The organism is Rhizobium sp. LEGMi-198b (assembly GCF_054114205.1).
In genome coordinates this window covers 568,611-580,477 of the sequence record NZ_JBSYVH010000004.1, presented here as the reverse complement: position 1 = coordinate 580,477, position 11,867 = coordinate 568,611, and the positions used below count along the sequence as shown (strand labels likewise).

At 61.3% G+C, this 11,867-nt stretch carries 10 protein-coding genes; 6 read left to right on the top strand and 4 right to left on the bottom strand.

Features of this window, described 5'->3' with window-relative positions; translation table 11 throughout:
* Both ACXHXG_RS19280 and ACXHXG_RS19275 read left to right on the top strand, forming a co-directional pair.
* Nucleotides 1–813 (top strand): electron transfer flavoprotein subunit alpha/FixB family protein (locus tag ACXHXG_RS19280; protein ID WP_457900278.1); only part of this gene is annotated, 813 nt, incomplete at its 5' end.
* 148 nt (nt 814–961) lie between these two features.
* Complete coding sequence (locus tag ACXHXG_RS19275; RefSeq protein ID WP_104824516.1) at nt 962–1,840, top strand: 3-hydroxybutyryl-CoA dehydrogenase; 879 nt, start codon at nt 962–964, stop codon at nt 1,838–1,840.
* 175 nt (nt 1,841–2,015) lie between these two features.
* Here ACXHXG_RS19275 and ACXHXG_RS19270 read toward each other — a convergent pair whose 3' ends face one another.
* Both ACXHXG_RS19270 and tlpA read right to left on the bottom strand, forming a co-directional pair.
* Nucleotides 2,016–3,869: a tetratricopeptide repeat protein gene (locus tag ACXHXG_RS19270; protein WP_285168410.1), complete on the bottom strand. Its 1,854-nt coding sequence runs from the start codon at nt 3,867–3,869 to the stop codon at nt 2,016–2,018.
* Between the two features lie 120 nt (nt 3,870–3,989).
* Nucleotides 3,990–4,655, bottom strand: a complete 666-nt coding sequence (gene tlpA, locus ACXHXG_RS19265) for a thiol:disulfide interchange protein TlpA (protein ID WP_457900277.1) — start codon at nt 4,653–4,655, stop codon at nt 3,990–3,992.
* Nucleotides 4,656–4,678: 23 nt separating this feature from the next.
* Between tlpA and argH the strand changes: the two genes are divergently transcribed.
* The 4 genes from argH (at nt 4,679) to ACXHXG_RS19245 (ending at nt 10,687) form a co-directional block, all read left to right on the top strand.
* Complete coding sequence (gene argH / locus ACXHXG_RS19260; protein WP_283047677.1) at nt 4,679–6,079, top strand: argininosuccinate lyase; 1,401 nt, start codon at nt 4,679–4,681, stop codon at nt 6,077–6,079.
* A gap of 100 nt (nt 6,080–6,179) precedes the next feature.
* The gene (lptM, locus tag ACXHXG_RS19255; protein ID WP_028754825.1) at nt 6,180–6,374 is read left to right on the top strand and encodes an LPS translocon maturation chaperone LptM; all 195 of its coding nucleotides are present in this window, start codon (nt 6,180–6,182) and stop codon (nt 6,372–6,374) included.
* A 13-nt stretch (nt 6,375–6,387) separates the two neighbouring features.
* On the top strand, nt 6,388–7,659 hold the full coding sequence (lysA, locus tag ACXHXG_RS19250) for a diaminopimelate decarboxylase (RefSeq protein WP_457900276.1): 1,272 nt from the start codon (nt 6,388–6,390) through the stop codon (nt 7,657–7,659).
* Between the two features lie 250 nt (nt 7,660–7,909).
* The gene (locus ACXHXG_RS19245) at nt 7,910–10,687 is read left to right on the top strand and encodes a TIGR02302 family protein (RefSeq protein WP_283047681.1); all 2,778 of its coding nucleotides are present in this window, start codon (nt 7,910–7,912) and stop codon (nt 10,685–10,687) included.
* A gap of 59 nt (nt 10,688–10,746) precedes the next feature.
* Here the strand turns inward: ACXHXG_RS19245 and ACXHXG_RS19240 are convergent, their stop codons facing one another.
* Nucleotides 10,747–11,106: a response regulator gene (locus tag ACXHXG_RS19240; protein WP_104824522.1), complete on the bottom strand. Its 360-nt coding sequence runs from the start codon at nt 11,104–11,106 to the stop codon at nt 10,747–10,749.
* 186 nt (nt 11,107–11,292) lie between these two features.
* A complete protein-coding gene (gene hpt, locus ACXHXG_RS19235; protein WP_104824523.1) occupies nt 11,293–11,835 on the bottom strand; it encodes a hypoxanthine phosphoribosyltransferase in 543 nt (180 codons plus the stop codon).
* Nucleotides 11,836–11,867 lie beyond the last annotated feature (32 nt).

Genomic DNA, 11,867 nt, shown 5'->3' with positions numbered 1-11,867 from the left:
GGCGCCAACACTGCGGCCGAGCAGGCAGCCAAGCTTGCCGGCGTCTCCAAGGTGCTGCTAGCCGACGATGCCAGCCTCGCCAACAATCTGGCCGAGCCGCTCGCAGCCCTCATCGTGGCGCTGGCCGCTTCCTATGACACCATCCTGACGGCGGCCACTTCGGTCGGCAAAAACGTCATGCCGCGGGTTGCCGCCCTGCTCGATGTCGCCCAGGTCTCGGAAATCATCGAGGTGGTGTCTTCCGATACCTTCAAGCGGCCGATCTATGCCGGCAATGCCATCCAGACGGTGCAGTCGACCGATGCCAAGAAGGTTATCACCGTGCGCACCGCTTCCTTCGCCTCTGCCGCAGACGGTGGTTCGGCCAGCATCGAGGCAATCCCGGCGGTCGCCAATCCCGGCCTGTCCAGCTTCGTTGCCGATGCGCTGTCGGCGTCCGACCGTCCGGAGCTCACCTCGGCGAAGATCATCATCTCCGGTGGCCGCGCGCTCGGTTCGGCGGAGAAGTTCAAGGAAGTCATTCTTCCCGTTGCCGACAAGCTCGGGGCGGCCGTCGGCGCATCCCGCGCTGCCGTCGATGCCGGCTATGCCCCGAACGACTGGCAGGTCGGCCAGACCGGCAAGGTGGTGGCACCGCAACTCTATATCGCCTGCGGCATCTCCGGTGCCATCCAGCATCTCGCCGGCATGAAGGATAGTAAGGTCATCGTCGCCATCAACAAGGACGAAGAAGCCCCGATCTTCCAGATCGCCGACTACGGCCTCGTCGCCGATCTCTTCGAGGCCCTGCCGGAACTCGAAAAGGCGCTGTGATCGCGCCGATCGGTCTTTTCGCAGTTGCGAAAGACTGGAAAATTGTCCTTTATAGAGCTATCAATCTTGCCGGGCTAGGAATAGTCCGGCAAATTTATGATGAAGAGCATGGCGCGCCACCAAGAACGCGCCGCCGGGGAGTTGGGCAATGAGTTCGCTGAAGACGATCGGTATTATCGGCGCGGGCCAAATGGGCTGCGGTATCGCCCATGTATCCGCCATGGCCGGCTACAAGGTTCACATCTACGATCTGTCGCAGGATCGCATCGAAAGCGGCCTTGCCACCATCAACGGCAACCTTGCCCGCCACGTCGCCTCCGGCAAGATGAGCGACGAGGACCGCAAGGCGGCGCTGTCGCGCATCACCGGCTCCTCCGATCTCAACGATCTCGCCCAGGTCGATCTCGCCATCGAGGCAGCAACCGAGGACGAGACCGTCAAGCGCAAGATCTACGCGCAGGTCTGTCCGATCCTGAAGCCTGAGGCGATCCTCGCCACCAACACATCATCGCTCTCGATCACCCGCCTCGCTTCGGCGACCGATCGGCCGGAGCGCTTCATGGGCATTCACTTCATGAACCCCGTGCCGGTGATGAAGTTGGTCGAGCTGGTGCGCGGCATAGCTACCGAGGAATCGACCTTCTCCGCCGCAAAGGAATTCGTCACCTCGCTGGAAAAGACGATCACCGTGGCCGAAGACTTCCCGGCCTTCATCGTCAACCGCATCCTGCTGCCGATGATCAACGAGGCGATCTATACGCTTTACGAGGGCGTCGGCACCGTCGATGCCATCGACACCGCCATGCGGCTCGGCGCCAACCATCCGATGGGACCGCTGCAGCTCGCCGATTTCATCGGCCTCGACACCTGCCTGTCGATCATGCAGGTGCTGCATGACGGCCTGGCGGATTCGAAATATCGCCCCTGCCCGCTGCTGGTGAAATATGTGGAAGCCGGCTGGCTCGGCCGCAAATCCGGCCGCGGCTTCTATGATTACCGCGGCGAGACGCCCGTTCCGACGCGCTGATCTTTTCGGCAGCCTGGGGGCCGACCTTAATCCTTCGAGGCTTCGGCCTTTGGTCTGCGTACCTCAGAATGAGGTCGGAGTAGGCTATGTCGGGTGAAGATGATCAGTCCTCATGGTGAGGAGGCCCGCAGGGCCGTCTCGAACCACGAGGGCGGGTGGTGAGCCGGTAACTGACTCAGAGATTATTCGATAGCGCGCCGGCTGCGGAAACCGATGCGCGGTACTCGCGCGCTCGCCGCTCCAGAAGCAGCTCAAACGCTTGTTTGATTCTCTTCACATGCGGCGTCTTATACTCAAAGCGCTCATTGTGAAGGTGAATCAGCATCGACGCGTTGACCTCGAAAATTACTACCCTGCCCTCTGAATCGAGTGAACAGTCGATACCAAAATAATCAAGGCCGATCTGGCGGCGGATGGCATCGAGGGCGACCATGCCCTCTGGCCCGAAGACGCTGCCGGGGTCGTTGAGAAAGGCCTCTTCCTCCTTGCGCATCCATTCGACGTCGGCCATGCGCGTCGAGACATGATGCACCTTCCAGCCATCGCCGATGGCCAGGTGATAAGGAAGTATCTCATCTCCCACGAAGACGAAGCGGTACTTGCGGAAAAGCCCGTCGGGTGAACTGTAGTTGACGAAATCCGTCAGATAGAGGGTCTGCTCTCCGGCCGCCTCGGCAAAGCCCAGCAGGGCATCGGCATCCTCCACCAGTTCCATCATATCGCCGCCATGTTTGCCCGTATGGCGCACGATTATTGGAAAGGCGCCGGTATCGCCGTCGCGCACCCGGCGCCGCAGGTCTTTGGCCTCGATACGAATCGTCGCCGGCATGACCGCGTTCGCGACGGCACTCAGACGCCGCGAGATGGATTCGCGATCCGTCGCCAGCATCAGCCGCGGGTGATTGACGACCGGCCGCTGCAGGGAATCGGCGACATCGATGGCCGATGCCATCACATCAAGCCCAAAGTCGGTTTCCGAAACGAGATTGACGACGACATCTACTTTATCGCTGCGGACCCGCGGGTCATTGCGATAACCACGCAAGACGAAGATCACTTCCGTGTCGAAGCAACTGTCTCTGATCAGATCCTCATAAGGCGTATTGCCAGATTCGGGTGAGAAGAGCAGGAGCACGCGAAACTTTGCAGGCTTCTTCGCCGCCGGATAGTTGCGGACCACGCCCATCTCGGCGACCGCCAGAAAACAAATATGCGCAGCCGCCGGATTTCCGAGCTTGAGCTCAAACTTTCCGCAAAGCATCAGCGCTTCGCGATCGGTCGGATCGACACGCAGCGCCCGTTGAGCCGTGGCCAGGCCCTCACGCCAGCGTCCGGTCGCCTCCAGCGCCTGCGCCTTGTTGCAAAGGCAGCGAAAGTCCTCGGGGAAACGCGCCAATCCTTTGTCATAGGCTGCTATTGCCCGATCGAAATCGCCGGATTTCTGAAGAAGATCTCCAAGCCGTGCCCATGATGTCGGGTCCTCTGGCGACTGATGGCAGTTGCGCAAAGCTTCTTGCATGGCATCCGGCACATTGCGCAGCGACTCGAGAACCTGGCTGCGCTTGGAAAGAGCCAGACCGTAGTCACCCTTGAGGGAGATTGCCCGCTCGAGACTTGAAAGAGCTTCGATCGATCGGCCTAGCTCCTGAAGCACGACTCCCTGATGATACCAGGAGACCGCATCGCCCGGCTGCGCGGCAACCACTCGCTCGTAACACGACAGCGCCCGTGCAAAATCGCCGGCGTCCTGACATGCTATGCCAAGGCCGGACATCGCATGCACATAATCGGGTTTGAGGCTGAGTGCTGTTTCGAACCACAAGATGGCATCCTGGGGCCTATCGACTTTCAGCAGCAAAAAACCCAGCGTGTTGCACGCGATCGGTTCACGGCTGACAAGCTCGCCAGCCGAGAGGAACACATTGATTGCATCCTCATAACGACCGGCATCCATCAAGGTCGCAGCCTGGACCAGGATGGAGGGCAGCGCTGATGCATCGGACAGGGCGCAGGCTGAAGATTGGGTCATCGGGATCGATTTTCAAACAGAGAATCGGCTGGGCGATTATTCCAGCCTCTCATCTCAGCCTTGCCCGAGGATGACCCCGTATTCGCTCAGATCCAAATCTCGGGTTTCACGCAAACGGCCTCACAACGCGACCGCAGCCTTCACCAAATTCTTCGCGTCGTCACTGTCCCAGGCCGCCGGGCCATTCATGGCCGAGATGAGACAGCCCTTGCCGTCGATCAGCAGCGTTACCGGCAGGCCGAAGGCGAGGCCTTGCTTTTTCAACGCATTGAAGACGCCCATGGTGTTGTCGCGATAATAGCCGAGCTTGTCTATGCCGTAATCGTTGCGGAACGCCTTCGGCTTTTCGTCGTCACCCGTGTCGATATTGACGGCCACGACCTCGAACTTGTCGCTGCCCACGCTCTTCTCCAGCGCGTTCAATGCCGGCATCTCCTCGCGGCAGGGCACGCACCACGTCGCCCAGACATTAAGCAGCAGGGTCTTGCCGGAGAAATTGCCGACTGAAAGCGGCTGACCGTCCGGACCCTTGAAGGCTACGTCCTGCAGCGAGATCGGCGTCTGCGGTGCGGCCATGGCGGCGACCTGACCCTTGGCAAAGGGTGTCAGAGCCGCGGCGCGATCCTTCGCCGTTTCGCATTGTCCGGATGAGGCCATTTCAAGGACGCCATTGCCATACCCCATCTCCTTCACGTATACCGCTGCCGCACCGGCGACGACCCCGGCGACGGCGGCAAGCAGAACGAGTTTCACGGACGGCAGACCGAACGGCTTCTTTGCTGTCATTACATTCTCCAGGTAGGCATCTCATGGCTGACGGCAAGGACACCAAATCCTCCAACCAGATGTGGGGCGGACGTTTCGCCTCCGGCCCCGCGGCAATCATGGAGGAGATAAATGCATCGATCGGTTTCGACAAGAAGCTGTTTGCACAGGATATCCGCGGCTCCATCGCCCATGCCGGCATGCTCGCCCATCAGGGCATCATTTCAACCGAGGATAAAGACAAGATCGTTCACGGGCTGAACACGATTTTGTCAGAGATCGAAGCCGGCAATTTCGAATTTTCCCGCCGCCTCGAAGACATTCACATGAATGTCGAAGCGCGGCTCGCGACCCTGATCGGTCCGGCTGCCGGACGCCTGCACACCGCCCGCTCGCGAAACGACCAGGTGGCGCTCGATTTCCGCCTCTGGGTGAAAGAAGAGCTGCAGAAATGCGAGCAGGCGCTGACCGACCTGATCTCAGCCTTCCTCGACCGCGCCGAAGAGCATGCTGAAACCGTCATGCCCGGCTTCACGCATCTGCAGACGGCGCAGCCCGTCACCTTCGGCCATCATTGCATGGCCTATGTCGAAATGTTCGGTCGCGACCGTTCGCGCGTGCGCCACGCCATCGAGCACATGGACGAGTCGCCGATCGGCGCCGCGGCGCTTGCCGGCACCGGCTTCCCGATCGACCGTCACATGACGGCCAAGGCGCTCGGTTTCCGCGAGCCGACCCGCAATTCGATCGACACTGTCTCCGACCGCGATTTCGCCATCGAGTTCCTGTCGATCGCCGCCATCGCCGGCATGCACCTGTCACGGCTTGCGGAGGAAATCGTCATCTGGTCGACGCCTCAGTTCGGCTTCGTGCGCCTCTCGGATGCCTTCTCGACCGGCTCTTCCATCATGCCGCAGAAGAAGAACCCGGATGCCGCCGAGCTGGTGCGCGCCAAGACCGGCCGCATCAACGGCTCGCTGGTCGCGCTGCTGACGATCATGAAGGGTCTGCCGCTCGCCTATTCCAAGGACATGCAGGAAGACAAGGAACAGGTCTTCGACGCCGCCGAAAGCCTGGAGCTGGCCGTCGCCGCCATGACCGGCATGGTGCGCGATATGACGATCAATACCGCTCGCATGAAGGCCGCCGCCGGCTCCGGCTATTCGACCGCGACCGACCTCGCCGACTGGCTGGTGCGCGAAGCGGGCCTGCCCTTCCGTGACGCCCACCATGTCACCGGTCGCGCCGTCGCCCTCGCCGAAAGCAAGTCCTGCGATCTCGCCGAACTGTCGCTCGAAGAGCTGCAGGCGATCCACCCTGACATCACGGCCAAGATCTTCGACGTTCTGACCGTAGAGGCCTCGGTCGCAAGCCGCAAAAGCTATGGTGGCACGGCGCCGTCGGAAGTGCGCAAGCAGATCGCCTATTGGCGCGCCCGCAACTGAGAAAATCGCCGGAACCACAATCAAACAATCAGGGTGCACAAGCCCCGGAAACTTCGCTATGAAGGACTGCTTTCCGCGTTTGCCGCCCAAGAGGATTTCGATGCAGATCAACATGCCGCATATCATCCGCCTGACCGTCGTGCTTTCGGTCATCGGCCTTGCCGTCGTCGGATGTGGCCGCAAAGGCGATCTCGATCCGCCGAGTGCAGCGGCGACCAAGGGCGGCGACGTCAACAAGCCGACGAAACAGCCGGGCACCGAGGACAAGAAGTTCCTCCTCGACCCCCTCCTCTAAACAGGCATCGACCGTGAACCACTTTCAGTATCGCGACGGCATTCTCTACGCCGAGGACGTTCCCGTTCCCGAGATCGCCAAGGCTGTCGGCACGCCTTTCTACGTCTATTCGACGGCGACGCTCGAGCGTCACTACCGGGTCTTCTCCGAAGCATTCGGCGATGTCGACGCGATGGTCTGCTACGCTATGAAGGCCAATTCCAACCAGGCGGTGCTGAAGACGCTCGGCCGGCTCGGCGCCGGCGTCGACGTCGTCTCCGTCGGCGAATTGCATCGCGCCTTGGCGGCCGGTATTCCGGCAAGCCGCATCATGTTCTCCGGCGTCGGCAAGACCGCTGAGGAGATGGACGTGGCGCTTGAAGCCGGCATCTACTGCTTCAACGTCGAATCCGAGCCGGAACTGGAAGTGCTGAACCAGCGCGCCGTCCGCGCCGGCAAGGTCGCCCCCGTCTCCTTCCGCATCAATCCGGACGTCGATGCCCGCACGCATGCGAAGATTTCGACCGGCAAGAAGGAAAACAAGTTCGGCATCTCCTGGGAACGTGCCCGCGCCGTCTATGGCCGCGCCGCCAGCCTGCCGGGCATCAAGGTCACCGGCATCGACATGCATATCGGCAGCCAGATCACCGAGCTGCAGCCTTTCGAAGACGCCTTCAAGCTGCTGCGTGATCTCGTCGAGACGCTGCGCAGCGATGGCCATGATATTCATCATGTCGATATCGGCGGCGGCCTCGGCATTCCCTACCGCGACGACAACAACCCGCCGCCAGTACCGGAAGCCTATGCCCATATCGTCAAGAACCAATTGAGCGGTCTGAACTGCAAGATCGTCACTGAGCCCGGCCGCCTGATCGTCGGCAATGCCGGCATCCTGGTGACCGAAGTCATCTATGTGAAGGACGGCGGCAACAAGACCTTCGTTATCGTCGATGGCGCGATGAATGACCTGATCCGCCCGACGCTCTACGAGGCCTATCACGAAATCCGCGCCGTCGAGATCACCGCCGCCAACGCCCCGCGCATCAAGGCCGATGTTGTCGGCCCTGTCTGCGAGACCGGCGACTACCTGGCTCTCGATCGTGAAATGGCGATGCCGAAGCCCGGCGATCTGCTCGCCATCAGCTCCGGCGGCGCTTACGGCGCGGTCCAGGCCGGCACCTATAACAGCCGGCTTCTGGTGCCGGAAGTGCTGGTCAAGGGCGGCGATTTCCACGTCATTCGCCCACGCAAGACCTATGAAGAGCTGATTGGCCTCGATTCGATCCCGCCCTGGCTCGACGCATAATTCGAAAATCCGAAGCGATTTTCGGATGGAATTCATGCGCCGCGCCCAAGCAAGCAGCTTGATCACGTTTCGGCGAAATCCGATGAAAAAGCGGCCTTTACCGCCGCTTGCCCTCGTCTTCGCCACAAAGAATGTTATCTTCCTGTGAAAGGCGTCTCGCCGGACGCCGTAACTGCGGGCGTATGCGACGCCCCGCCATCTCCATGGGAGAGATAGCCATCAACGTCAGAGCGGGGAGAAAACCGGACCGATGACCAGCCCCAGCAACCTCAAGAAGGGCGCTCTCGCCACCCGTCCGGCGCTGGCGCGGCTGGTTGCGGTCAAGCGTCTCTTTGCTCGGGTGGTACTGATCTCGGAACAGATCCTGCCCCTGCTGCTGGTGCCGCTTTCGATCCTGGCTCTTTTCCTCTCGGCTGCCTGGTTCGGCATTTTCCGCATCGCGCCGGATGCTCTGCGCCTCGTCCTGCTTGCCGTTTTCGCGCTCGCCTTTGCCGTCTCCGTTTTCCCCTTCCGCCGCCTGCGCTGGCCGACGGTCGCCGAAGCCGATCGGATGCTGGAGGAGCGCAACGGCCTTGCCCACCAGCCTGTCACCGTACAGGAGGACGAGCCGGCTTTTGATACACCCTTTGCCCGGGCGTTGTGGCGGGAGCATCAGGAGCGCATGGCAGCGCGGATTGCGGCTCTGGACGCCGGCCTGCCGCGTCCTGACATCGCCCGTTACGACCGCTTCGCGCTCCGCACCATTCCGGCCCTGCTGCTGGTCACTGCTTTCAGCTTCTCCATGTCCAACAGCGGCGGCGCGCTCAGCGATGCCTTCACTGCTCCGGCCGAGACGTCGATCAATCCGGACCTGCGCGTCGATGCCTGGGTAACGCCGCCCTACTATACCGGGGAAGCCCCCGTCTACCTGACGGGCAGTGCTGCTAACACGGGCGACAGCGTCAACGTACCGCAATTCTCCGAACTTACCGTGCGCGTCACCGGCGCTTCGACGGATGAGAAGGTCTTGTTTCAGGCTGCCGGCAGCGGCAGCGGCAGCGACACCGGCGCCGAAATCCCCGAGCAGGCGGCGGATGCGAGCAAGCAGCCGCCGGCGAACGGCAATGCCGCCACGCCTCCGGCCGTACAACCGGTGTCCAACAACGCCGCCGCTCCGGCTGGCGCCGACGCCATGGTCGCCCGCACCCATGTGCTGAAGCTCGAAAAAGGCGGCAAGCTCACCGTCAACGGCAAATCCTGGTCCTTCAAAGTGGTCACCGACAAGCCGCCGGAAATCGCCTTCGACGGTATTCCGCACGGCAACCCCAACGGCGCGCTCGAAATGGGCTTCAAAGTCAAGGACGACTACGGCATCGAGGAGGCCCATGCCGAAATCGTGCCTGTGGAGACCGATCCCAAAGCCACGCCGCTTTACGGCCTGCCGGAATACAAGCTGGAGATTTCGCGCCGGGATCGCCGTAACGGCAAAGGGCTGGCGAGCCACGACCTGACGCAGGACCCGCTTGCCGGCAGGCAGGTGCGCATTACCCTCGTCGCCCGCGACGGCGCGGGCCAGACCGGCCGCAGCGCACCCTATGAAATGACCCTGCCCTCGCGCAATTTCACCGAGCCGCTCGCTGCCGCCGTTGCCGAGGAACGCCAGGTTTTCGCGCTGGACACCCGCAAAATGCCGGAGGCGATTGAACTCAATCGGTCGCTGACGATCCGGCCGAATGAGACGATCCCGGATCTCGGCAACTACCTGCTGCTCGAATCGGCACTGACCCGTATGAAACTCGCTCGGGGCGATATCGCGCTGAAGGATACTGCCGACTATCTGTGGCAGATCGCGCTCGGCATGGAAGACGCACAGTTGACCGATGCGGAAAAGGCGCTGCGCGACGCGCAGCAGAAGCTCTCCGAGGCCCTGCAGCGCAATGCGTCCGATGCCGAGATCAAGAAGCTGATGGACGAACTGCGCAAGGCAATGAACGACTATATGAAGGAGCTCGCCGAGCGCATGAAGAACATGCCGGCGCAGCCAAACCAGAAGTCGGCCAATATCCTGCGCCAGCAGGACCTGCAGCGGATGATGGATCAGATCGAAAATCTGGCCCGTTCCGGCAACCGCCAGGCGGCGCAGCAGATGCTGTCCGAACTGCAGCAGATGATGAACAGCCTCCAGGCCGGACGGCCGCAACGCGGTCAGAACCAGCAGCAGAACGAAGCCAACGACAAGATGCGCCAGCAGATGGACAAGCTCGGCCGCATCCTGCGCGACCAGCAGAAGCTGATGGAGCAGACCTTCAAGCTCGACCAGGCCATGCGCGACCGCATGCAGCGCGGCGATCCCAACGAAGATGGTGACGATGCGCTGAACCAGCCCATGCCGGATCTGACCGATCCGACACAGCCGGATATGGGGCAGCGGGATCAGGGGCAGCAGGATCGGCAGCAGGGCCAGGAACAGCAAGGCCAGCAGAAGGGTCAGAAACAGCAGGGCGACAATCAGACTGATAATATGACTGCCGATCAACTGCGTGATGCGCTGAAGCAATTGCGCAAGCAGCAGGATGAACTCGGCAAGCAGCTCGGCGAACTGCAAAAGGACCTCGGCTCCATGGGCATGAAGCCGAACCAGAATTACGGCAAGGCTCAACAGGAAATGAAGGGCGCCTCCGGCGACCTCTCCCAGGGCAATGGCGAAGCCGCCGTACAGGGCCAGGGCCGCGCGCTGGACGCCCTACGCAAGGGCACGCGCGATATGATGAACCAGCTTATGGCGCAGATGCAGCAACAGCAGGGTCAGGGCCAAGGTCAGCAGCAGGGACAAGTTGGCCAAGGTAATCAGAACGGCCGCGATCCTCTCGGCCGTCAACGCAACGATGGCAACTTCTTTGATGATGCAAACGAAAACAAGATACCGAACATCATCGATCCGCAACGCGCCCGCGAAATCCTCGATGCGATCCGCGAGCGGTTGAGCAACAACCCGTCATTTTCGGAAGAACGGCGCTATCTGGAGCGCCTGCTCGATCTTGGCCAGTAAGAGAAGAGCTGACGCCACCTTCGCCGCCACGGGCGAAGGTCATTGTCTGACATAACTGCTTAAGCCGCCAGCGCGCGGGCAACGGCCTTGCGGATATCCGGCAAAGCGAAGGGCTTGGCGACAACATCGACGATCTTTTCCATGAGGTCGTCGGCGCGTTCGCGCTGCTCGGCATAGCCGGTCATCAAAAGGATTTTCATGCCAGGGCAGGTCGAGGCAGCCTGATGCGCCAGTTCGATACCGTCCATCACCGGCATGCGAATATCGGAGAGCAACAGGTCGTAAGCCCCCTGCTTCAGCTTTTCCAGACCTTCGGCACCATCGGCCGCCTCTTCGGTCTCGTGTCCGTCCAAGCGCAGGGCGCGCGCGACAAAGGTGCGAAGAGAATCTTCGTCTTCGGTGATCAGAATTTTTGCCATGGTCTATGCTCCGTGGTCCGTCATGTTCCGCGACCGAAATCACCAGAATTCCGTTTGCGATCGGTAAACGACGGCGGTGCGATGCGGCTCCGTGGTTAATGAGTCGTCATCGCTGGAGCATATTGGGACAGCTTGTATGAGCGTTGGATTGTCCCAAAACGGCAGCCATACTTGGCTCCCGATACGTCAGGCGTCCCCGGTTACCACGCCAACAAAGGGCAACTCGCGGAAGGCATAGGCAACGTCCATGCCGTAACCGACGACGAAATAATCGGGGCATTCGAAGCCGACATAATCGGCCTCCAGCTCTTCCTGGCGCTTCACGCTCTTGTCGAGCAGCACGGCAAGCGTGACGTGGCGGGCGCCGCGCTCATAGAGCAATTCCTTGGCGAATCGCAGCGTGCGGCCGGATTCCAGAATGTCATCGATCAGCAGCACATCGCGATCCCTGACATCGCTGTCGATGTCCTTGACGATGCGCACGCCCTGGGAGACCGTGCCTGCGCCGTAACTCGAGAGCGTGATGAACTCGACTTCCGGCGCCAGTCCCGTCTCATGCAGCGCACGCAGCAGATCGGCGGCAAAGATGAACGAGCCTTTGAGAATGGCGATGACGAGGAGATCCTTCGTCGGTCCGCTGGCGATTTCCTTCGCCATGGCGCGATTGCGCTCGGCGATCTGCTCGGCGGTGAAAAGCGGCTCGATATTCTTCCCGCGTACGACAGGCATTGATTGGCATGCTCCATGGCTATTTTCGGCGC